This window comes from Paraburkholderia sp. RL17-373-BIF-A (assembly GCF_046030175.1).
Taxonomy (GTDB): domain Bacteria; phylum Pseudomonadota; class Gammaproteobacteria; order Burkholderiales; family Burkholderiaceae; genus Paraburkholderia.
Window position 1 is genome coordinate 12330 of the sequence record NZ_JARESO010000063.1, and the last position, 21493, is coordinate 33822.

The 21493-nt window shown below is 59.7% G+C and carries 20 protein-coding genes; 14 read left to right on the forward strand and 6 right to left on the reverse strand.

What is annotated here, in order from left to right:
• The first annotated feature begins 58 nt into the window (after positions 1 to 58).
• The 12 genes from P0D80_RS40975 to P0D80_RS41030 all read left to right on the forward strand — a co-directional run bounded on the left by P0D80_RS40975 (position 59) and on the right by P0D80_RS41030 (position 13179).
• A complete protein-coding gene (locus P0D80_RS40975) occupies positions 59 to 1237 on the forward strand; it encodes a TraB/TrbI/VirB10 family type IV secretion system protein (protein ID WP_408292338.1) in 1179 nt (392 codons plus the stop codon).
• Positions 1230 to 2036, forward strand: a complete 807-nt coding sequence (locus P0D80_RS40980; RefSeq protein WP_408292266.1) for a transglycosylase SLT domain-containing protein — start codon at positions 1230 to 1232, stop codon at positions 2034 to 2036. Before P0D80_RS40975 ends, P0D80_RS40980 begins: the two co-directional genes overlap by 8 nt.
• Positions 2033 to 3280: a TrbG/VirB9 family P-type conjugative transfer protein gene (locus tag P0D80_RS40985; RefSeq protein WP_408292268.1), complete on the forward strand. Its 1248-nt coding sequence runs from the start codon at positions 2033 to 2035 to the stop codon at positions 3278 to 3280. Before P0D80_RS40980 ends, P0D80_RS40985 begins: the two co-directional genes overlap by 4 nt.
• Positions 3277 to 3702, forward strand: a complete 426-nt coding sequence (locus P0D80_RS40990) for a lytic transglycosylase domain-containing protein (protein WP_408292270.1) — start codon at positions 3277 to 3279, stop codon at positions 3700 to 3702. Before P0D80_RS40985 ends, P0D80_RS40990 begins: the two co-directional genes overlap by 4 nt.
• Positions 3703 to 3848: 146 nt before the next feature.
• The gene (locus P0D80_RS40995; protein WP_408292272.1) at positions 3849 to 4307 is read left to right on the forward strand and encodes a toxin co-regulated pilus biosynthesis Q family protein; all 459 of its coding nucleotides are present in this window, start codon (positions 3849 to 3851) and stop codon (positions 4305 to 4307) included.
• A gap of 3 nt (positions 4308 to 4310) precedes the next feature.
• On the forward strand, positions 4311 to 5915 hold the full coding sequence (locus P0D80_RS41000; RefSeq protein WP_408292276.1) for a type II secretory pathway protein: 1605 nt from the start codon (positions 4311 to 4313) through the stop codon (positions 5913 to 5915).
• A gap of 7 nt (positions 5916 to 5922) precedes the next feature.
• A complete protein-coding gene (locus tag P0D80_RS41005; protein ID WP_408292278.1) occupies positions 5923 to 7203 on the forward strand; it encodes a hypothetical protein in 1281 nt (426 codons plus the stop codon).
• Positions 7157 to 7771: a hypothetical protein gene (locus P0D80_RS41010; RefSeq protein ID WP_408292280.1), complete on the forward strand. Its 615-nt coding sequence runs from the start codon at positions 7157 to 7159 to the stop codon at positions 7769 to 7771. The genes P0D80_RS41005 and P0D80_RS41010 overlap by 47 nt, the downstream gene beginning before the upstream one ends.
• 2 nt (positions 7772 to 7773) lie before the next feature.
• A complete protein-coding gene (locus P0D80_RS41015) occupies positions 7774 to 10158 on the forward strand; it encodes an ATPase, T2SS/T4P/T4SS family (RefSeq protein ID WP_408292282.1) in 2385 nt (794 codons plus the stop codon).
• Between the two features lie 14 nt (positions 10159 to 10172).
• Complete coding sequence (locus tag P0D80_RS41020) at positions 10173 to 11291, forward strand: type II secretion system F family protein (RefSeq protein WP_088176747.1); 1119 nt, start codon at positions 10173 to 10175, stop codon at positions 11289 to 11291.
• Between the two features lie 61 nt (positions 11292 to 11352).
• Positions 11353 to 11946 (forward strand): hypothetical protein, encoded by a 594-nt coding sequence (locus P0D80_RS41025; RefSeq protein WP_408236193.1) that lies wholly within the window; start codon positions 11353 to 11355, stop codon positions 11944 to 11946.
• Between the two features lie 15 nt (positions 11947 to 11961).
• Positions 11962 to 13179 carry a hypothetical protein gene (locus tag P0D80_RS41030; RefSeq protein ID WP_408292284.1) on the forward strand — a complete coding sequence of 406 codons (1218 nt, stop codon included), beginning with the start codon at positions 11962 to 11964 and terminating at the stop codon, positions 13177 to 13179.
• A gap of 1659 nt (positions 13180 to 14838) precedes the next feature.
• On the opposite strand, the gene P0D80_RS41035 is transcribed toward P0D80_RS41030, so the two are convergent.
• From P0D80_RS41035 to P0D80_RS41060, 6 genes are all read right to left on the reverse strand, one after another.
• Positions 14839 to 15873: a CAP domain-containing protein gene (locus tag P0D80_RS41035; RefSeq protein WP_408292286.1), complete on the reverse strand. Its 1035-nt coding sequence runs from the start codon at positions 15871 to 15873 to the stop codon at positions 14839 to 14841.
• Between the two features lie 200 nt (positions 15874 to 16073).
• Positions 16074 to 16442 (reverse strand): hypothetical protein, encoded by a 369-nt coding sequence (locus P0D80_RS41040; protein WP_088176751.1) that lies wholly within the window; start codon positions 16440 to 16442, stop codon positions 16074 to 16076.
• Between the two features lies 1 nt (position 16443).
• A complete protein-coding gene (locus tag P0D80_RS41045; RefSeq protein WP_408292289.1) occupies positions 16444 to 16614 on the reverse strand; it encodes a hypothetical protein in 171 nt (56 codons plus the stop codon).
• A 13-nt stretch (positions 16615 to 16627) separates the two neighbouring features.
• Positions 16628 to 17815, reverse strand: a complete 1188-nt coding sequence (locus tag P0D80_RS41050; RefSeq protein WP_408292291.1) for a FlhC family transcriptional regulator — start codon at positions 17813 to 17815, stop codon at positions 16628 to 16630.
• A gap of 57 nt (positions 17816 to 17872) precedes the next feature.
• Entirely contained in the window at positions 17873 to 19192 is a 1320-nt protein-coding gene (locus P0D80_RS41055) for a hypothetical protein (protein WP_408292293.1), read from the reverse strand.
• Positions 19193 to 19568: 376 nt separating this feature from the next.
• Positions 19569 to 20243, reverse strand: a complete 675-nt coding sequence (locus P0D80_RS41060; RefSeq protein ID WP_408292295.1) for a nuclease-related domain-containing protein — start codon at positions 20241 to 20243, stop codon at positions 19569 to 19571.
• A 388-nt stretch (positions 20244 to 20631) separates the two neighbouring features.
• On the opposite strand from P0D80_RS41060, the gene P0D80_RS41065 reads away from it, so the two are divergent.
• Together P0D80_RS41065 and P0D80_RS41070 are read left to right on the forward strand one after the other, a co-directional pair.
• Positions 20632 to 20943 carry a hypothetical protein gene (locus P0D80_RS41065; RefSeq protein WP_088176754.1) on the forward strand — a complete coding sequence of 104 codons (312 nt, stop codon included), beginning with the start codon at positions 20632 to 20634 and terminating at the stop codon, positions 20941 to 20943.
• A 108-nt stretch (positions 20944 to 21051) separates the two neighbouring features.
• Complete coding sequence (locus P0D80_RS41070) at positions 21052 to 21486, forward strand: hypothetical protein (protein ID WP_408292298.1); 435 nt, start codon at positions 21052 to 21054, stop codon at positions 21484 to 21486.
• Positions 21487 to 21493: the final 7 nt, after the last annotated feature.

The following is a 21493-nucleotide window of genomic DNA, read 5'->3' on the forward strand; positions in this document are numbered from 1 at the left end:
GACGCCTAACGCAGAACAGGCAGCACTCGTCAAAGGCAAGACGCCCCGCAATGCGATCATGAGCATTGGCTTGCTGGCCGCCGTCGTGATCGGTGTGCTCGGTTTTTACTACGAGCTGAAGGCAAGCAATCAGGCGCAGGAAGAGGCCCGCCTGAAGAAGGCGTCGGCTCTGAAGAGCAGCACAGAGGCCCCCGGAGCGAGCAACTCCGACATCGACAAGATGATCAAGCAGCAGCAGGAGGCTGCGGCGGCTGAAGCGGCCGCGCGCGCCGCGTCGGATGCATCCGCTGCGCAACGTCCGGGCGTCAAACCAATGCTGACGGGCAATGACTTCCAGCGCGACGTGGGAGCGGACGGTGCCGACACTCGTGCGCTTGCTGCGAGCAACAAGCTCGATGCGATCTATACTTCGTCAGTATTCAAGCAGTCTGGCGCCTCCCGGAATGCCACCCAGCAGGCGTCGGCCGTGCCGGCAGGCGTACCGTCGCTGGACGATTTCCGCGCCGCTCGCGCTGCCGCAACGTCGGGCATGCAGAACCCGGCCGACGCGATGGCGCTCGCGCTCGGCAAACAGGGACAGGCGCCCGAAGACCGCGATCGCGCTTTCCTCAAGGATGCAGCGGGGCAGGGCGGCATCGAGCGGACGACCTTCAACGGACAGGCTAGCGGCTGCACGCTCACACCGCCCCACAACATTCACGTAAAGACCGTCGAAGGCCTGAACTCGGACAAGCCCGGCCGCGTTGCGCTGATGGTCGATCAGGACATCTATGACAGCGTGCGTGGCGACTGTCTGATGATACCGAAGGGTTCGTTCATCAACGGCGCGTATAGCGCGGACGTCAAGGTCGGACAGGAGCGCCTGCTTGTCGCGTCGACCAGTCTGCGGCTGCCCAACGGCAAGAGCGTGCCGATGAACGGCATGCAGGGTGCGGACCAGAATGGCGCCGCCGGCTTTTCGGGCGATGTCAACAACCACTTCCTGGCGATCTTTGGCGCAGGCTTCATTACCGCAGTCCTGCTGAAGAGCTTTGACAATGGCTCAAGTACCTCGACGACGGCAAGCCCGATCGGAATAACGACCACGGGGAGCACAGCAGGGCAGGTTGCCGCGACGACTGCGCAGGCCGTGCTTCAACGTAACCAGAACATTCCGCCGACGATCACAGTGCCGGCCGGGCAGCAGTTCCTGGTCCAGGTGACGCAGGACATCGTCATGGAGCCGTACCATGACTAGGCACGTCGTTGCAGCGCTGCTGCTAACGGTCGCGTACTCGTCGGCGGGCGCCGCAGTGATCGAAACGGTGATCAGTCCGACCCGCTTCGTCGTTGAGGAAAGCGGCGAGCGCACCGTGCTCGAGCTCCCGGGTACGCCCGTGTATGCCTGTGGCCTGCAGCGCTTTCTTACGTGGGCGCAACCCCTGAAAGGACAGAGCATCAACCCGGGGTCGCACGGCTTCGCATCGGTGCTCGTTGATGGCGCGCCTGAAAGCCTTCAAACGATGCTCGTGAAGAATGGCTGGCTGCAACCGGCAGTGCTTGACGACGACGCGCAGGCCGCGTTAGCCGAGCGCCGGGGTGGCTGGGCTTGTGCCTCCGCGCAGGCGCCATTCGACGTCATGCATACGAGCGTCGACGCCAAGATCCTCGCTGGCGTCGCGCTGAATGAGTCGGCTTATAAGGGTCGTGCATGGCCGTGGACGCTCAACGTCGCCGGACGCGGCTTCTTCTTTCGCGCGCGCGATGACGCCTACAAGGCGATCCGCTTTCTTATCTCCGATGGTCGTTGTGATTTTGATGTTGGCCTGATGCAGGTGAACTGGTGCTATCACCGGCAGCGCTTCGCGTCGCCATGGGATGCACTTGCTCCGGCAACGAACATCCACGTGGCCGAAGACATCCTCAACGAGAACTATCGCAAGACGCATTCGGCGATGAAAGCCGTGGCTTACTACCACAGCGCGAACCCACAGCTAGGCCGCGAGTACCTCGCGCGCTTCATCCAGCATCTCTCCCAAATCGACCGCGGTCTATGAAGCAAACGCTAACCCTTATCGCGCTGTCAGTGCTATCACTGTCGGCGTGGGCTGCGAGCACGGATCCCCTTGACTTTGACTATCAGGTCAACGGGAACATGACCGAGCGGCCCGCGCTTATTTTCAACGACGGAACGGACACGTATCTTCAGCCACGAGCCGGCCAGAATCTGAAAGTAGACGGCGGTCACGCTGAAGGCCCATACATCGTTGTGTCAGGGACGCCCGAAGTCGTTTCCTATTCGGTGGGTGGGTCGAGCGCCACGGCCCGATGGAAAAAGGCGAACACCTTCACCTCCGAGGCGAGCAACCGCAGTGGCGACATGCCTGCCGGTTTTGCTGGTTTCTCGAACCGCCTCGCACTGATTGGTCCGCGACCCAGTCTGGAGACGACGCGTCCGATGAGCGCAACGTTGCCGCTTGCACAGATGGTCAAGTCGCTGGTACCGCAAGGTTGGAGCGGTTCGGCGCAAAAAGACGTCGACCTGACGAACGCGCAGAGTTTCGCAACGCGAGACGGCGAGAACTGGATGCAGTCGCTCGACCGCCTGTTGGGGGCAGTGAATCTCTACGCCGACGTTGATTTCACCGCGCACCACGTGACGTTGCGTCGCGCGGCCGCCAAATCGACCGGGGTGAACTATGTGGCAAGCGCCGCGCCTGCGCAGGCTGCAATGCAAACAGCGGCAGCAAGCTTATTGCCCGCGTCGGGGGTAGTTGTCAGCGCGAGCGACAAAGTGCAGCCGCAGGACGGTGGTCTCGCCGCCAAGTTCGGCGCGCTAGCGATCCGGGACGGCGACGACACGCACATCCAGATCCGCTTCTCACAAAGGCCTGCAAAAGAGCTCGTCTTTCGGGACATGGAGGGGCACTCCCTGAGGCCAAAATGGGACGACTCAAGCAATGTCGTGACGATTAACCGGGCGGATCGGTTTGTTGTGTCCAATGGCTCCGATAGCGTCGAAGTGGCGCGCGTTGCCGGCCTCGTCTACGGATTTGACGCGAAGAACACCGCAGGCCTTGAAGCCGTGTTCGACAAGGAAGGATCGACGTACTTCAAATTTGCCGACACGGTCGGCAACGTCAAGGTCTCGGATGTCGCTCACATGGGCTCAGGTGAGCAGCAGGGCCGCTATTACAAGTTCAACGGTACCGCGGACCAGTTTATCGTCAACGCCGACGGCAATGTGGTGAACGTGACGCGTAAGCATGACGTCCGCTTTTTCGACCGGACGAAATCATGAGGCGTCGGGCCGTCGCCGCGTTTGCGGGCGCGCTGCTGTGCGTGCAGCCGGCGCTCGCAGACTGCCTCGATGATGCCGCACGGTTCCATCACGTCAATGTGGTGCTCGTGCGCGCAATCGCGCAGCAGGAGTCAGGCATGCGCGCCAACGCGGTGAACCGGAACACGGATGGTTCTGAGGATATTGGCCTCATGCAGATCAATTCTTCGTGGCTTCCGAAGCTCAGGCGCTATGGCGTCACGCGGGAGTCGCTGTTTAACCCGTGCGTCAACGGATACGTCGGCACATGGATCCTCGCGTCGAATATCAGGCAGTTCGGCCCGACGTGGAAGGCGGTTGGTGCGTACAACGCCGTCTCGACCAACAAGCAACTGGTGTACGCGAACCACATTTATCGGCGCGTTGTGCGCGCGGCCCACTGAATCACATGAAGCCAATGATCATCATGCCCACCCGCCGTCGCGCCTCGCTCCTTGCGAAAGTCTTCGCGTTACTCGCTATGGCGGGTTTGGCGAACGCTGCGTTTCCGCAATCCGACCTGTTGCCGCCTGCGGGTGGCGGCTGGCAGATGCTGAGCGCAGATTCACATCCCGCTGGCGGAGCGGCTTCGCTGGCGATGGTCGAACCTGCTCATGGTGCACCGGCTTCGTCCCACGCATCGCAGCCGCTGCTGACTCCCACACAAGCGGCGTCACCAACCCTAGCGTCGACTGCCGTGACGCCTGTCGTCCTGCCGGGTGCACCGGCTGTTGCGGGCTCCAGTTCCCTGTCGCTGTCAATCACCCCGCAGGACATTAATCTGCGCAACGCGCTTGATCGCTGGCTCCAGCAACAGGGCTGGCAACTGGCCTGGAAAATCGACGATGACCTGCCGCTCGAATTCAATGCGACGTTCAGCGGTGACTTCGATTCCGTACTGACACAAGTCATGCGCGCGACCAACCACATGCGCACCCCGACTCGCGTCTGCGAGCACAGCAACAACGTTATTCGCGTGGTCGCCCGCGCGGCAAATTGTCAGGACTAAACGATGCGAGCAAACCGCTTCCAGGCCGCTGTATCACTCCTTGCTGCAACCATGCTGACGGGTTGCGTTGTGTCGCAATCGGACGTCAATCAGGCCTATGACGCAGCGACACACGACGCAAAGCGGGCGATGGCCGGCATGGGCGATTCGATGCCGCTAGTCGAGCACGTCTCTACCGCGTTTCTCGGCGATCGCCTCGTGCCCGTTGCCTATGAAGCGACGCTGCCTGCAGTGTTCCGGGACAAGAACGTCACGCTTCCGGCGAATCTGCCCATCACGAAAATCGCGACTCTCGTTTCCGATGCGTCGGGTTACCCGGTCCATCTGAGTCCCGATGTCTTCATTCCACGTGAGGCACTGGTCGATCCCGTTACCGGCGGCAAGGCGGGGATGCAGGTACAAAGTGCATCGACGAACATGGAGCCGGTCTACCGCCAGCCGGGCAATGCCCGGATCGGCCAGTACCTTCACAGCGTGACGGAAGACCTGGGCCTTGCTTGGAACTTCGACGGCGCGACCATCAACATTTCGCGCTTCGTCACCCGGACTTTCCAGATAGCGGCGATTCCAGGTGCGGTGAACATCAAGTCGTCCATGTCAAAAGGCACGGACACGTCGACAGGCAACCAGTCAAACGGGGCGGGCGCAACGAGCGCCAATACCGGTTCGTTCGGGGCAGTGACGTCAACTGGTCGGGAAGGTACTTTCGATCAGATCGCATTGATCACGAAGGAACTCGAAAGCCTGAAGACGCCGATGGGGAAGGTGAATGTCAATCCGCATAGCCGTCTGGTAATGGTGCGCGACACCAAGGAAGCCGTCGATCGCATGAACGATGTTCTGACCCGCGAGAACGCCATCTCGACGCGTCAGGTTTCAGTCCGCGTGCGCACGCTACAGATCGCGCTTAACAACGGGTCGCAGGCGGGAGCGAGCGCAGACATTATTTTCAACCGTATTTCGAACGGTTTGTCGCAGTACGCGATCAGCGTGGTCTCGCCTACCTCGCTGGCGACCGCCGCGGGCTCGGTTGGTCTCTCCATCCTGAAGCCCAACGCGCCGCTCACTGGCACGAACGCCGTGATCAACGCACTGAACACCTACGGCAAGACGGTTTCGGACAACACGCAGACCAAGATGACCCTCAACGGCCTGCCGATGTCGATAGGCTCGTTCGAAACGAAGGGCTATCTGGCGGCAACAACGCCCGCCACAGGCTCAATCAGCAGTAGTGCTGGCGCGCCGGGCCTGACGCCGGGCTCGGTCACGGTCGGTGACTTCGTGAACATCCTCCCGTCGGTGAATGATCACAACCAAATCATCCTGTCCTACTGGAGTGACAACTCCAAGCTCAACGGTCCATTCACGACGATCGGTACGGGCTCGGGAGCGTCGGCCCAGCAGATCCAGTTGCCCGACATCGTGGGCAGCAAGGACGATCAGACGATCGCGCTGTCCGACGGTCAGACTGTGGTCATGTACGGCGCTGTAACCAACAACTATGACGGCTCGAGCAACAACGGGATTCTCGGTGCGAGCGGCGCATGGAACAAGGGGAAGACGTTCCAGGTAATTATGCTGACGGCCTCCGTCGTGCCGTCGATGTGAGCGGCGCATGCACTTCGAGACGATTCCCAACGAAAAAAAGGCGCGCCTTGTCTTCGGACTTGACTGGCGGGCCTATGCAACGAAAGGTGCGGCGGGCGAGCGCCGTCGCTACGCCGGCGAGCTCGACGCGACGCACTTTGTAGAGATTAAGGGTAAGGAAGAAACCGTCGCCGGCTTCTGTGCGCCGGAACCTGCCGAGAGAAAAGGGCTGAAGCTGTATTCGGCGGCCGCTCGGGTGGCCGGTCTCGACCGCGTGCGCTCGAAGGCCGCCGTGCTTGTCCTGGTTCAGGACGGCCAGCGGGTGCATCTGATTCTCATTGTCCGCGGCGCAGTGCGCGTCGACCAGACTGTGGCGCTCAATGCACTTGAGGACCGCCGTGACGCGCTCGAGGACGAGTGCGCAAAGGATCGTGTCCGCCTAGTCACAATCGGCTACGGCCCCGACGTCACTGATCTGGACGAGCCCTTCACGCCCGCCGAGTTGTTGCGAGGCAAGAGCGTCGGACTGATCAAGAAGGTACCCGTGAAGGTGCCGAAGATCATTCCGCTGGCTGTCATTGCCGTCACGTCGATCTATCTCGGTAGCGAAGCGCTCACCTATATCAATCCACCGCCGCCACCGCCTGCACCGCCGCCGACCTACATGCAGGACTATCAGGCGGCGATCGAGCGCACCTTCAACGGCGCGCTACCTCTCGCGTCGGCGCTTGCGCCGGCACTGGTCGACACGATGGGGAGGCAGGAAACCAACGTAGCAGGCTGGCAGTTCCAGAAGGCGTCATGCGGTGCAACCGGTTGGTGCTCGATCACCTACAAACGCGAGGGCGGCACCTACAAGGAATTCGACGCACGTGCACCGGCAGAGATGCGGCCAGTGGTGTTCGATCCCAACGGTTTGCTGTTGCAGGTTAAGGGGCCGGCCGTGCCACACGTCCCGAAGCTCGCGCTTACTCAACAGAAGCAGTGGCCGAACGCGCAGGCTCTTATCAAGCAACTTCAGACGGACCCGCAACGGCTGTCGACAAAGCCCGACCAGTTGATGAGTCACGGCTACGTGGTCACGCTGCGCCCGCCCCAGCGTCTGCTCGCCCGCCAGCCGAACGCCGGCGAGATCAACGGACCGATCCTTCAGGCGGGCGATTGGACCATCGAAGGCTATATGTGGCAGAGCCGGTTACTGGGGAAGCTGCCGGACAACATGGCTCTGGACACGCTCGACGTTGAGCTTAAGGACGATGGCAGTGGCGTTCATTTCACCGCGAAGGGTAAATACTATGTTCTCCAATAAGTCCGGCCGCTTCGCGGCAACATCGCTTTTCGTGTTCTGTGCCGCTGGCCTTGCACACGCTGATGAGAAGCATCTGACGCTCGATGACATCGATGGTCTCGCGCGGCAGAACCTCGTCAACTCGATGCGCAAAACCGATGGCGCCCCGCCGCCCGCGGGTGGTATTGCATTGAACGCTCCGATTATGGCTCCGCCCGCTGCGCCTGTCGCCGCGACAACCGTTGTTGCAAAACCTCCGAAGCGTTCAGACTCACCGGCGCGAAAGGCGATACCAGTGTCGTTCGTTGGTGCCTATAGCGACTCGGCAGGCTCGCACGTGCTGTACGAGTATCAGGGCGGCGTCTATTCAGCCGGTCGCGGCGAAAAGCTGCTGAACGGGTGGGTCGTGACGCAAATAGATGGGTATCGGGTGACCGTGGCAGAAGGAAAGCGTACGTGGGCGGATGTGATTTCGGTGCCAGCAGGCGTCGGTTCGGGGGGCGATAACCCCGCCATCCAGGCGATTACGGAGCTTGGTGGCCCACTTCCGGTGGCGACGAACGTTGGCGCGTTTGGTGGAGTTCGGTAAGCATGGGCATTTTTTCAGGTGTTGAGACAGACGACGCTCAGGCGAGCGGTGGATTTCTGAAGCGGTTCCGCGGCGTGAGGCCATCGGCATTCGTTGAAGCTGGGCAGGGGACAGCGCAGCCAGCGGGTCGGCCGGGACAGGAGCCGACGTTCCGCGAACCGACTCGCGCTATCAATCCCACGGTCTCGTTTCTTGGGCGCAAGCTTTCCGGCGACGACGTCGAGGACGTCGAGTCATTCACGGAGTTGGGCGTGTCGGGCGCAGAAGTGGTCGCTGCGGCGGTCATTCAGCCAGCGGTAACGCACGAGCAAACGGATGTGGTGAAGTCGGTGCAGGTTGGCGAGGCCGCACGCATGCCTGCTCAAGATGTGGTGGCTAGCCCGGCCGCGCACGTAGCCAGCGGCCTGGGCAATGCGTACGCCGAAGGCGAAAAGGCTCTGCGCGAATTGGACTCTCTGATTGCGGCGCAACGTCGCTCGGCAGAACAGCCAACCGCCCCTGACGAAGCGCCCGGGACGGTCGCGGCTGCTGAGCCAGACATTGCCGCGCGACCGCAGCCGGCACCGCAACCACAATCGGTACCTGATGGCGTGACGGCAACAGCGCCCCGGAAACAGGCCGCCGAAGCTGTCGCATCGGTGGAAGTGTCCCAAGTCGCCCAGGCACCGGCGCCGACGGAAGAATCAGTCGACGACGAGGACGATGACAGTCAGGAGCCGACCAGCGATCTAAACGGCAGACCCGTTCTGGTGTCCGCCGATGCGCTACCCGACTTCAAACGGATCGTCACAGGTACGGATAGCGACGCAACCTTGAGGCTGTCAGCTGCCGCTCGCAAAGAGTTTGTAGCCGTAGAAATTCAGCCGGGCGTCGCTATTGTTGCCGCGACCGCGCGATTCAGCGAGCGGGCCCAGTTCACGACGTTCGTCAAAGACCTCGCCGCGCGCGACCTGCTCGTCCAGGAAGAGATGATCGCAACCGAGGAAGTGATCGCGGCCATCTACGAAGGAAAGAAGCGCGAAACATCCGGCAACGTCGAGCGTGAGGCGTCGCGCGCCATCGGCAACTTCCGCGATGTTATCGAAGCCGCGCATGGTTATGGCGCAAGCGACATTGCAATTGAGCCGAGAGACTTTCGCGGAGAAGTGGAAGTGCGGTTCCGCGTGAATGGCGACGTGTATACGTATCGCCGGCTGCCGAAGAACATCGTGCGTCGTGCGTTGTCGGCCGCTTATTCTGACCTGGTGCAGAAAAACACTAACTCGGGTAACTCGTTCCAGCCGAGCGCCCCACAGTCCGCAATGATCCCGCTTGTCGTCGGACGCGACACCATCAACCTTCGCTGGCAGTCGGCGCCGACGGTAGGCGGCTACGACGTTGCTCTGCGTTTGCTGGACGGCAACTTCAAGAATTACTCGGTGCTCATGCCTGCGCAGATGGGGCTGGCACCGAGCCAGTTGGCCCTGATCGACACGCTCAACCACGTGAGCGGTGGCATTACCGTCCTGACGGGGGAGACCGGTTCTGGTAAGACAACACTGCTACGCGCCCTGTCGTTCATGCTGCCCGACCGCGAGTTGAAAAAGCAGTTTGCCGTGAGCGAGCCTTCCGAGTATCCGCTGCCGTGGCTCTCAGAGATCTCGATCATCCGCCGGCCGGATGAGTCAGACGACGAAGCCAACCGCAAGTACGCGGAAGTCATCCGTACGCTGATGCGGATGGACCCTGACGATGTGACGATCTCGGAAGTGCGGGATCGCGTGGTCATGGGCCTTGTGTCCGAGCTCGCGCTGACCGGGCACCCGGTACGGTTCTCATTGCACGCAGGCGACATCATTTCTGCCTTCATGCGTATGGCGGGCGGCCGCCTGATGCTGCCTATCGATGAACTCGCTGCTGAAGGGTTTGTGAACGCCGTCGGCAACCAGAAGCTGATTCCGACGCTTTGCCCCCACTGCAAGCTGCCCGCCGATGAGGCAATGCCGCAGGCCGATCTGGAATTGCTGCGATCGAAGTTTGGACTCGACACCTCACGCATGGCATGCCGCAACCATGCCGGTTGCCAGCACTGCCGGCTCGACGGCCTTTTCTCACGGGATGGCAAGGTTGCTGGTGGCACGAAGCGGCCCACGCTAGTAGCCGAGTTGTACCGGCCGACTGAGGCGTTCCGCGAGCGTATCGCGGCTCGCGACTGGGCCGGCGCACGTCTGGTTTGGCGCGGCGAGCGGAAGACCGGTTTCGACAACGAGGACATGACTGGAAAGACGGTATATGAACACGCTCTTTTCAAGGCTTCCCGTGGCGAAATAGACCCACAATTTATCAACCGTTCGATGCAGTCGTTCGGGCAATACCGCGTGTTTCCAGGCGCGGACGGAAAACTTTAAGAGGCTGACGGGTCATGTTTAGTTCGTTGATTGCGCTGCTCCCCGAAGCGACACAGATGCGTATCGCGCGCTGGCGCTTCCAGAGCGTGCGCGAGACGTTCTACAAGGAAACGCGCCTCGACATCGAGAAGAAAGGCCTGCGCGACGTCGAAACGCTGCGCGAGCGGCTCGAGACGTATGAAAACCGCAACCGGAAGCGCGACCGCATCGTATGGAAAGTCTTTGCCAAGGTACGGGAGCGGCTGGTGAAGGGCGACTCGTTCTCGGCCGCAATCAAGCCGTTCATACCGGGTGACGAGTACACGCTGTTCGATATTGCTGACGAGTCGACGCAGAGCGACGCAGTGGTGCGGGGATTCGAGCTTGCTGAAATGGCAGCGTTCGCCAAGCGCACTCTGTCGTCACAGACCGCGCTACAGGTTGCTTATCCGACGTTTCTGCTTGTCTACCTGTACGGCTTCTGCATGATGTTCGGCGGGATGATCTATCCGCAGGTCGTGGAGATCAAGCCGCTGGCGCAGTGGCCTGATGCCGGGCGGCTGCTGTACCACATCGACACATTCGCCTACGACTACTGGTGGTTATCCACGTCGGTCGTCGTCGGAACCATAGCAGCCTACTTCTATACCCTGAAGCGCTGGGTCGGGCCGCTGCGCATCCGGTTCGACGGCTTCCCATTGATGTGGCGCAACCGGCGCGACATGCGCGCAGCGCTGTTGATTGTGTCGCTCGCTGGCCTGTTCGATTCAAACCTGACGTTGCGCGCGGCGATCAACCGGGTCGCCCATACGGCCGATCCATGGATGCGGTGGCATCTGACGACGATGAACAAGCGGCTCACGCAGCGACCCGATCAGCCAATGCGTGCCCTTGACACGGGCATCTTCTCGGAAATGATCGTGGACACCATCACCGATGCCGCCGGTCGGGATCAGTTTGAAGCGGCGATCAAATCGCTCGGGCGCGATTCGCTTGGCAGAGTCGTCGAAGCGGTGAAGCGCAATGCGCGAATGACTCACTACGTGCTTCTTGGATTAGCTGTGGTCGTTTTTCTGACGATTGGAGTGGGCTCGTACGTCGTCACGGGAGCGGTCAACATGAGTGGTGGCATTCCGGTAGCAGGCGCCCAGTAAGCGCTCAACGAGCAGTCATATCTAGGCACGCTGATACGGCGTGATCTTCGGGAGAAATCTGATGCAACAAAAAAACACCAACGCTGTGCGTCGTTTGAGTCTTCTTCGGATGGGCCGACGAAAAAAGCAGTCAGGCGAACTGTCGCTGATCGAGGCGGGGGCATACATGGCGGGCGCTGCGCTGCTGGCCATAGCGGTCATTAAAGGCAGCACATATGTCTACACGCTGATCAAGTCCTCCGAGTTCACCAGTGAAGCGCAGATGTTTCACACCGGCATCCTCAATGCGACGCAGAACGATGCTGACTTTTCTGCTGAGACGCTAACGACGTTGGCGACGAACCGGGCGTTCGACTCGGCCGGAGCGCGTCTGGCTAGCGACAAGTCGTCGCTGAAAGGGATCTTCAATCAGGCCGTCACTGTCAGTGTCGGAACGCTCAGCACGGCGAACGACTCTCTGATTCTTAGCTATCAGGTGCCTGCCGCCGTATGCGCAATGAGCATTGCCGCGTTGACCAACACGTTCTCGCAGGTCGGTGCGAACAGCACGACGCTCTCGGGACCGACCACAACCTTCAGCAGCACTACGGCGGGCACTGCGTGCGCATCTGCGGGCGCCTACGCGACGCTTCAGCTTTACACGTCGCGCACGTAACGGGGCGATAGGACCATGGGCAGCTTGCTCGAAATGATGTTCGTCCTTTTGGGTTCAGCGATCCTGACAGTGCAGGGCATCAAGCTAGACATTGAGCATCAGCGCGCGACGATGCTGGCGCTGGAAGGACAGAACGAAGCGACGTTGGTGACCGCGTTTCAGGGGTACATCTCTGACAACTTTGGGGCGATCCTGACGCAGTACACCGCCTCAGGTAATAACGCGACCATCACGCCTCCGACGATCGCTCAGCTCGTAGCGGCGGGCAATCTCAAACAGGCACACAAAAGCGGGCCGTATTGGGGTGGTGCGTACGTCACAACTATGACGATGGTGCCATCAGGCTGCACGCAGACAGCGGGGAACTGCCACGTCGCCTTCACGATGTATCCGACCACGCAACTTTTGAAGGGCGGGAAGCCGGACGTCGCTGGTGCTGCACAGGTCGCCCTGGCCGGCTCGAAGCTGGCGGGCACGAGCCAGTTTGGCTATTCGAACGCACAGAGCCCAGCGCAGATCACGGGCATCAACGGGTCATTCACGGCAAGCAACCCGCTCGGCTCGAAAGCTGCGTCGATCATGGCGACCAACGGACCTGCGACCGACGGGGACTCGGTCTACATCCGGCGCGACGGTAGCCTGACCTGGACCGGCGATCAGAACGTGAACGGTGTATCGCTGCACAACGTCCAGAATCTGGACGCCACGGGCACGATCAGCACAGGCCGTTTAACCGTTTCTGGCTCATCGAGTCTCGGCACGGCGACGGCCACGACGCTTAACACTACGGGAAATACCACGGTCGGCGGAACGCTCACAGTTGCGCGTACGATCCAGGCCGGGGCCATAGGTGCGCCGCGCGCGTCCTGTAGTCCATTGGGTGCGCTAGCATCGAATAGCGACGGGCGAGGGCAGGCGCTTTCCTGCCAGAACTTGAATGACGGCGCGGGTCCGATCTGGATGCCGGTCGGCGGTCCTACGCAAACCTATAACTTTTATCAGGTTTGGAATGGTTCGGTGGTGCCGTCCCCGTCATGCTTCGCCGGGGGCTATCCGCAAATGCGATTGGTGCCGCAGACTTTCCGGGTCGATACGACTGCGGCGGTGAATTTCGCTGGCCCTGGTTCGGGACCGTGGACGATTTCGATCACAAACGGTTCGGGTTCAGGTACGTCAAATGTGGATGGAGGCGCTATGGGTACAGGCGAAGTTGAAACCTACTGCTCGTACTAAATATCGATTGAACGGTGAGAAAAATACTTAATTTTTTGATCCTGTGCGTGGGTCTTCTTGCTGGATCACACGCATGGGCACAGCGCGAGCATTGCTCGTATGGTTTTCAGGACTCATCTTGCGGGCCAACAATCTCGACTTCGGCACAGACGCCTCCGCAGTGCTCTACTGGCCCAGGTCGGACGACTGGTGCGGCGGCGCTTTGGCAGGGCTCGCGCTTCTCGTCGCCGCAGTGTAATTACCAAGCGCCTCCGCAGTGTCCGAGCGGATGGCAGGAAATGTCTGGTCCGTCATGGACTGGCTCATCGTGGGTCGGTCTGTCATGCCAACCGCCGCCACCGACGCAGGGTACTTGTCAGTACGGATTTCTGAGCGGTCCAACGTGGAATGGCAGTACATGGATTTATAGCTGCAATGCGCCTCCGCCTCCGGTTTCTTCCGATCCCACGGCCCACTGCAAAGCTAACGCTGCCGCGGCTGGGTACAGCGTCCCTGCCGGTTTGACTGCGACGTTGACGAAGATTGGCAGCTACACGCAGGTCGCGATGTGCTACGTCAACGGTCCTTACTATGCGGGCGGTGGACCTAGCGGGGGCACACAGTACGAGTATGCGTGCTTCTTCGACAATGCAACTGGCAATCAGTACATGGCCGACCGGACGATGGTTTGGTCCTTTTGCCAAGGGTATTCCGGTAACTGAGGCTGCAGCATCGGCAATAGAAAAAAGCGCCCGGAGAGGCGCTTTTTCTAATGAGTTTCGAAAATTTGGAGATTTATCGCGATGAAAGAGTTTTTGAAGTTACTAATTGTGTGTGTGGGTCTCTGCATCGGTAGTCACGCATGGGCACAGGCGCAACGTACGCACTGCGCGTACGGCTTTCAGGACTCATCTTGCGGCACCAAGATCGCGACTGCGGCGCAATCGCCTCCCGCGTGTTCTACTGCGCCGGGATGGACGACGATTGCAGGAGCGCGCTGGCAAGGTTCTCATTACTCGTCGCCGCAATGCAATTACCAGGCACCGCCGAGTTGCCCTGCCGGTTGGGCGGTGTTGTCTGGTCCGGCGGGGAACGGTAGTTCGTGGGGCGGTCTCTCATGCCAACCGCCGCCACCGACGCAGGGTACTTGTCAGTACGGATTTCTGAGCGGCCCAACGTGGAACGGGAGTGAATGGATATACACATGCAACGCACCGCCCGCGCCTACGGTAACGTGTGCAAGTGAAGCGCAGGCGCAGGGATATACGTTAACGAATGGTTATGGCAGACAGGGCCCCTTCACCGGATACTATACAAATTTCGATGGCTCGTATGGTCATGGCACCTACTACCAGCAACAGTATGGTGCCACGGGGCCCGTCTGGACCGACACTTGCGGCACGTCTGGCAACACATACATTTTGTACTGTCCTGTCAGTCCAACGGACGGAAGCGCGATGGGACAACTCACGGGAAATACAACGTCGCCGGGGCCTGCGGCTTGTGGCGGGCCAAATTAAACCTGACCTAGACAGGTTGTAGCAGAAAAGGGGTGCAGCCTTTGCGGGTTGCATCCCTTCTTTTTTGGAGCGTGTCAAAAACGATTTTCGGAAATAAAAAACCGCCAGTGTGATGCTGGCGGTTTTCGATCAAGGGCCGCGTGAGCCCTTTGCGATGGCGTTAGCCGACGATATTCCCGGTCGTGAACGTGAACGGCCTCGTGAAAGCAGTGCCGTTCACCGTGCCCGACACGTTCACCGTGTACGTGGTGTTCGGAGCCAAAGGCGTTGCCGGGTAAGCGACCGCTGCATACGGCTGCGTCAGCTTGTTCGGATCGTTGGCCGAATCGATCAATTGCAGGTTGATGATATTGCCGGACGGGTCCGTCATCGTGCCCGAACTCAGTACAAGCGTATCGGTCGCGTTGCCCATGACAATAACCGGCGTGCCCCACGGACCCGAAGTATTGGGCGGCGTCGGGGATTCCGAAACAGCCTTGTACGGAACGCCGGTCGTGCCTTGGCATGGGAACGTAATGGGTCCGCTCGTGGTGAGTTGCTGCATTTCAGTGTTCAGCAGGCTCATCGAGCCCCACACTTCCGGCGAACCGTTGAACGCGGTCTCATACTCACCGATGCCAATCGTCTTAACCGGCGTCAAGATGGCCTGCGAGTGATACACGGTCGAAATCCATTCGTTCACCAACGTCTGGCCGTATTCCGCTTCGGAAAGATTCGACGTGGTGTAGTAGGCAGCGCTCACGCCTGCGCCCACGACGCCGGTAGAGGGAAATCCGAAATGCACGGCACGATCAAGGTAGCTCACGCCGGTAAAGCCTTGCTGACCAGCCGTTTCGTTGTCGGCCACCGTGTTGTTCAATCCTTCCCACATCGCATGCGCTTGCGCAGCTTGATCGAGAACCGTGTTTTGCTGAACTGCCGGGAAACCGCATTGCTGACGATAGGCGTTCACCTGATTAAACATCGCAAGCGTGGCGCTGTTCGCTGCGTATTGCGGGGTGGGTTGAGTGCCCGTTACCGGAGAGCTGGCCGAACTGGGAGCGCTGGCCGAACCCGGAGCGCTTGCGGGTGTGCCCGCAGCGGGCGAGCTGCTTCCACCACCACCACCACCACCACCACCACCACCGCATGCAGCGACGAGGATAGCAGCCGCAACTACGGCGGAAGTCAGTGTAAAAGTGCTTTTGATGGTCATTTTTCTGGCCCTAGTCGTTAGTGCAGTCGCCCCCGCGATCTGCTTACTTTCATCTTATCGAGCGCATTCCAAAGTCAAGGCAGCGTCGGCCGCAACTCTCGGAAAGCGTGAATGCTTACCCCAAATTTCGCGTGCGCTGGCATTGTAAAGAGCGGTAAGCCATTGCGGCGAGAGTGTCGTTGCGTAGGCGCAACCGTTTGCTACCGCCGTCCGGAGCGGTTCCTTCGCCGGTTTATGCGTATTGCAATAAAAAGCGCGGCGAGCAGAGTGCCGGCGACCGCTGGCTGCTGTTGTCCAACCGTCGAGAGCATCAATGAGCCTCCCCAGGCCAGCGCGAGAAAGAACACAAGGTGCTTGAATGCCTTGCTGTCCAGCACGCGCAGAATCCGACCGCCCGATCGCGCGCACTGCTTCGCATACTGCTCGTTGGATCTTTCGAGGTCGAACGTCTCAGGCGTCGCCTGCCGGTCCGCTCTGTAATGCCGCTCGTACTGATTGAAGCGAGCGTCGCCGCGGCCTCTGAGCCAGGCCGCGACGCTGTCGCCAAAGAGATAAGCGAAGTCCTGCATATCAGTGCATCACGTCCGAGCAGAACTCCACCGCGCCAATCACACCCGAGATGCATTGGCCGTCGGCTTCGGCGTGGAACTCGCCAGTCTCAATGTCGCGCCAGCCGAACTGGACCCGGCCATCGTGAGAAAAGACCACCAATCCGATCTGAACCGCGAAATCGTGATGCATGGCGTGACCTCCGTTAGTGTGATTGCTTGCGCTTGGCCACCTGACTCTTCGGCGCGAGAAGGTAGTTGCAACCGGGGCAGCTAAAGTCCTTCGCGAGCTCGATCTTGCCTTCGCCGTTGGACAGAACGTAGTCGGTCCCACAGGCCCGGCACGGCGCCATCGTGAGACGGGAGTCCATGGCCATCGAGCGCGTCAGGTAGTTGGCCCTGTCTGCGGTAATCACCAGGTTCCTGCCGAACATCTTCGCCATGACGTCATTTGCAGCGATCAGCGCCTGCGGAATGTTCGCCTCGTTTTCGAGGCCGTTGCGGTAGAGCCAGACATAGACCGAAGCTTGGAGTCGATGAACGGCTGTCTCGATGAACCAGGTCAGGGAACTCGCCCGACACCCGCACGGTGAACTAACACCGTGGATCTCGCGGTACAAAGCGCGAGCCTTGTTCTGGTTAAGGCCAAACAGGTCGATTGCCGTCGCTGATCGGCAACCTTGAGCCATCATCAGCCGGGCGAAATCTTCACGCTGGCTTCGCTCAAGCCGAAGATCGGTCCACAAATGCTTGTAGGGCAGCGAGCCTGCCCTTACCGGCGAGGTGGCCATGATGTAATGAGCAACGGTTTCCTCGGTCAACCAACCCGCGCTGTATTCGAGCCAGAAGTTCTGATCGTGGAATCGCCACTGGAAAAGCGGAAAGCTGATGGAGCCAACCGCTTTTTCAAGCCGTGCCATGGGCACCTGCTTCAGGTAAGCAGCCATTTCGGTCGAGATGCCTAGCAGCGGCACGGCGACGATGCTCATGTGCAGCACGTCTTTCAGCAGCTGCACGTATGACAGGTTGTAGTGGTAGACGTCACGGCTGGTGACCTGGTCTAGCTTGGGCATCGCCGCGATGAGGCTTTCTACTTTGGGCGAGTACATTACTCCGTCGACAAAGCTTTCCCAGTCTCGCGGATCGTCGAGGACTGGTGACAGCGCGAGGAACGGCATGTTCATCAGGGTGGCCTTTGCCCCGATGTGTTCATCGAATGTCGCGACGTTGTCGAGCGAAAGCGAAAACACGGATTGCATCCGGCCGTTCGCGCCGATCGAACGGCGCATGAAGTCGGTCAGAGCGAAATTGCCGCGCTGCACTTTCTCCGTCAACCAATCGGAGAGAAGAAGGTTTTGCGGCTCACTGTGGCCGTAGAGACTAACTTTAAGCATTTTTCTTTTCGTAATCTATGTGAGCGGCATGACCCGCTCATCCCCGTTAACAGCGTCTTAGCCTTGCGTGCGCTGCAGAGCCGCCTCGATCTCCGACACGTACTTGCGCATCGTCGCGGCGATTGCCTCGAGTGTCGAATTGAATTCGGTCGGGTCAGCCGACGCCTGGACCGCCAGTTGCACGGTCGCCATCTTTGCTGCGATCGATGCCCACGACGTGGTTAGATCTGCTACAGCGTCTTTGACCGCAATACGAGCATCAAGCGCCGCTAGCTTTTCACGCAGGCTGGCCTCAAGTTCCGCGTTCCGCGCGTCCAGCAACTGCTTTTCCCTCACTTTTTCGTCTAACTGGGTCGAGAGACGGGCCAGCGCTTCTTTGAGCGACGTGTACGGTAGGGGGAGCGTCTCAACCGGAACTTCGACTCGCTCTACCTTTGGCGGAGCGCTTTCCAGCGCCATAAACCTGTCAGCCAATTCCTTGTACTCTTTGTTCTTGTCGGCCAACGCCTTCTCAAGGGCCGGATATCCGGCTGAGTTCTTAGCGAGCATCTCGGAGAGAGTGGCTATGCTCTCCCTTTGTTCGAGGATCGCCCGTTCGTGGTCGGCAATCGTGTGCTTCAAATGGCCGTTTTCCCGCGCGCTCTGGTCGAGCGCTAGCTTGCTGTCAGCGAGCAAACCTTCGATGTTAGCCACGTGAGTTTCTTTATCCGCAATCTCTTCTTCTTTCAGCCGGAGCGCTTTTACGAGCTTCGCGACATCCTCGCGGGACATATCCGGCGTCGCCTGCTTCTGCTTAACGACAGCTTCGATCTGCTCGTCCGTTACGTCATCCGCGGCCAGTATCCGTAGCTCGCCAAAGCTAAAAATCTGCACAGCTTCGGCTTTGTCTGCAAACTTCATGTGACAGCGCATGTAGTTGTATGCAGAAGCGCGCGTCAGCTTCATGGCTCGTTCGAAAAAAGCAAAGCACAGTTGCGCGCCTCGTCTCTGACTCTTTGGGCTGTCACCTACCACGCCGGTGTGATGGTTGATCGCTATCGTCATCATTTGCTGGAGATGTCCGCCCAGAATGATCAGTTCTGAGACGACTTTCTCCCGCGACTCGGAGACGGCCATCATGTGTTCGACGAGGTTGCCCACCAGTTCGGTGGTTTCTGCGCCGCCGCCGAATACGTCACGTGCCGCAGCCGCGATCTTGTCGCGGGTAGCGGCTTTCGGGTCCTGCATGCTGAAAACTAATTCGTCCAACGGGTCGAAGGGCACCATTTGCCCAGCGTTGGCGTCGGTCGGAGGCAGTGAGCCCTTGGTTACGAACCCCGGCACCAGCCCGCGCCCATTGGGCCGGCCATCGGGACTGGACGTCTTGCCATTTTGCATTCTTCTCTCCAGAAGTTAATAGGAACGACCACCCTGGTTGTCGTCGTCAGATTGAGCAGATTGCTCGTGAGACTGGACGGCGCAAATGCCGCGCTGTCACTTAATGGGTTGCGCTTGGACCTTTGGCGCTGTTGCCGCCTCGATTCCAGCTCCCCGTGAATGCTTCCCGCGCCATCTCAAATTTGTAAGAGAGAGTAACGCTAACGATTTGAGGTCCAGCCCTTGAAAGGCGCTCATTTTGTACCGCCTTTCGCGAGAGCGACCCGCTTTGGTCGCTCCTTAAAAGAACCTCAAGATTTAGTTATCGGTCGCATTCATGAAACATTTAGTGACATGTGAGGAACATCTACACTAGACAATTTGCGACACGTAAAAATTACCTGGATACGCGGACTCGGTGCGCCTCCATCGCGGCGTGGGACGTGTCGACCAGAAGGGCTATTGCTGCGGTCGCCTTCCCCACGTCCACGGGCGGCATCCCGCCGTAGCTGTCGCGTCTCGCGCGCAGCCAGTGCGAAAGGTCGCCAAGAGAAAGAAGGTCCGAATGCAGCGCCGGGCTGAGATGTGCATCCTCAGAGACAAGCAACCCTGCGCCGGCGACTGGCCACAGCGAGGGAAAGCGGCTGCGGAAAAACGCAACCTTTGTCCGGTTCTGTTCGAGCGGTGATCGACGGTCCTGCGCTTTACCGTCGCGATCTGTCCTCGTCAGGAATCCGGGGGCCGACGCGGGACTGATGTAGCCCGACCAATTTTTGGTCTCGAATACGAAGATGCCGAACGGGGTGACGGCGAGGTGATCGATCTCCGCGGTGGGGAAATCGGTGCCAGGCGCGTGCTCGATGATGATTGGCCCGTTGAAGAGAGAATAGTCGGCGCCGCAGAGTGCGGTCAGGCCGTCGCGCAGCTTAGCCTGAGCTTTGGCTTCGCCAGCCTCGCCGAGCGCCGCGCTGAGGTCCTTTGGCTTGTGCCGGAATAGGTCGCCAATCGACGGACGTTTCTTGCGGGTGAGTAGTTTCCATGCGGCGACGCCCAGAAGGATCTCGAAGAACATTGCTGCCCCAATGCGTTGTTGATGGGACCAGCTTGACACGTCCTCATGGAAGTCAAGGAAGCGAAAGACGTCGAATTCGCAGTGCAACGCGAAAGCGCACATGTTTTTTGGAGCTTTACCCCCGCTGAGTCGCGAGGCGATGCGTAAAGTGATTCCTATCCCCGCGTCTCCGACGCATCGACCTGAGTTTTTGGCCCTTTCTGTACCAGCGGCCGACCTCTACCCATCTGTTTACTTCCGCCGATAGCTGCTTTTGTCACGACTCAACAGAGCCGTGAGGAAAGCGTCTCTCCGCGCGCCCGATTTCCCTGCTCGAATGAGCATCGAAATGGTCCAGTGCCTTCCAGCCTGGACATCCCCTAGTGCGTTAATTTTTCTGGAGAGAAAAATGCCGAAGCTGTTCTTGATGAAGGCGACGCGTTCGCCGATGTGGTTCTTTGCTGTGTGCTTCGGCCTTTGGTTTGCGATGCACTCGTTTTTCGCCGCTCTTTTCGTCGGTTTCGTTGCTTACCAGTGGGTCAAAGCATCCATTCGCAAGACGATGAAAGACGAAAAAGAATCGAGCGACAAAAGTTCAGCAACGCCGGCGACTGCCCAGCCTCAGGCTGAAGCAGTCCCGACGGCGTCTGTAACCCCTATCAAACGACAGTACGCCAAGTCGCCTGTCGTTGTTCCGCTTAAAACCGGCACCGACGAATAGTCGGCCCGCCACTGACCGCAAAGATGCCCTTCGGGGCGTCTTTGCAACTTCACCCCAACGGGAACCGACCCGTTGCGGGCATGGGTTCCCGTTCACCGGAGATACCCCATGGAAACCGAAATCACGGCATGGCAACTCGATATGTTTGGCGGGGAATTGCCAATCCTTTCCAGTCCGCCTCTCAAGCCTGAGCCGCTTCCCGATCCGAAGTTCTGGAGCGAAGCGGTGCGCGAAAAAATGGTCGACGCACTTGTCGGCTTCGCCACTGACAGTCGTCGCGGCGACAACATGCCCGAGTCGCTGATGGATTGCTGCACGCTCCTGAGCGACAGGCTTCGCAACCGCAAAAAGCTTGAACTCGACGACTACCGGGCAACGCTCGGCTGGGTGATGGAGTTCTGGAACGGCGCTCTGCCGTACCGGTACGTTTGCCTCATCAACGGCGTCGACCCCGAGATCCTGCAGGACGTCATCGTCAGTAACCCGCTGCTGAAGCGTGACATGGAAGACGTTCGTCGCTGCTGCTTCGGCTCCTTGCTGTAGGAGAGCC

What these genes read in the sequence shown, in the direction of transcription:
- P0D80_RS40995 (WP_408292272.1), top strand. Translation starts at nt 3,849, where the DNA reads ATGCTGAGCGCAGATTCACATCCCGCTGGCGGAGCGGCTTCGCTGGCG.
- P0D80_RS41040 (WP_088176751.1), bottom strand. Translation starts at nt 16,442, where the DNA reads ATGCAGGACTTCGCTTATCTCTTTGGCGACAGCGTCGCGGCCTGGCTC.
- P0D80_RS41070 (WP_408292298.1), top strand. Translation starts at nt 21,052, where the DNA reads ATGGAAACCGAAATCACGGCATGGCAACTCGATATGTTTGGCGGGGAA.
- P0D80_RS41035 (WP_408292286.1), bottom strand. Translation starts at nt 15,873, where the DNA reads ATGACCATCAAAAGCACTTTTACACTGACTTCCGCCGTAGTTGCGGCT.
- P0D80_RS41055 (WP_408292293.1), bottom strand. Translation starts at nt 19,192, where the DNA reads ATGCAAAATGGCAAGACGTCCAGTCCCGATGGCCGGCCCAATGGGCGC.
- P0D80_RS41020 (WP_088176747.1), top strand. Translation starts at nt 10,173, where the DNA reads ATGTTTAGTTCGTTGATTGCGCTGCTCCCCGAAGCGACACAGATGCGT.
- P0D80_RS41005 (WP_408292278.1), top strand. Translation starts at nt 5,923, where the DNA reads ATGCACTTCGAGACGATTCCCAACGAAAAAAAGGCGCGCCTTGTCTTC.
- P0D80_RS41050 (WP_408292291.1), bottom strand. Translation starts at nt 17,815, where the DNA reads ATGCTTAAAGTTAGTCTCTACGGCCACAGTGAGCCGCAAAACCTTCTT.
- P0D80_RS40985 (WP_408292268.1), top strand. Translation starts at nt 2,033, where the DNA reads ATGAAGCAAACGCTAACCCTTATCGCGCTGTCAGTGCTATCACTGTCG.
- P0D80_RS41015 (WP_408292282.1), top strand. Translation starts at nt 7,774, where the DNA reads ATGGGCATTTTTTCAGGTGTTGAGACAGACGACGCTCAGGCGAGCGGT.
- P0D80_RS41065 (WP_088176754.1), top strand. Translation starts at nt 20,632, where the DNA reads ATGCCGAAGCTGTTCTTGATGAAGGCGACGCGTTCGCCGATGTGGTTC.
- P0D80_RS41030 (WP_408292284.1), top strand. Translation starts at nt 11,962, where the DNA reads ATGGGCAGCTTGCTCGAAATGATGTTCGTCCTTTTGGGTTCAGCGATC.
- P0D80_RS41025 (WP_408236193.1), top strand. Translation starts at nt 11,353, where the DNA reads ATGCAACAAAAAAACACCAACGCTGTGCGTCGTTTGAGTCTTCTTCGG.
- P0D80_RS40980 (WP_408292266.1), top strand. Translation starts at nt 1,230, where the DNA reads ATGACTAGGCACGTCGTTGCAGCGCTGCTGCTAACGGTCGCGTACTCG.
- P0D80_RS41000 (WP_408292276.1), top strand. Translation starts at nt 4,311, where the DNA reads ATGCGAGCAAACCGCTTCCAGGCCGCTGTATCACTCCTTGCTGCAACC.
- P0D80_RS40990 (WP_408292270.1), top strand. Translation starts at nt 3,277, where the DNA reads ATGAGGCGTCGGGCCGTCGCCGCGTTTGCGGGCGCGCTGCTGTGCGTG.
- P0D80_RS41045 (WP_408292289.1), bottom strand. Translation starts at nt 16,614, where the DNA reads ATGCATCACGATTTCGCGGTTCAGATCGGATTGGTGGTCTTTTCTCAC.
- P0D80_RS41060 (WP_408292295.1), bottom strand. Translation starts at nt 20,243, where the DNA reads ATGTTCTTCGAGATCCTTCTGGGCGTCGCCGCATGGAAACTACTCACC.
- P0D80_RS40975 (WP_408292338.1), top strand. Translation starts at nt 59, where the DNA reads ATGAGCATTGGCTTGCTGGCCGCCGTCGTGATCGGTGTGCTCGGTTTT.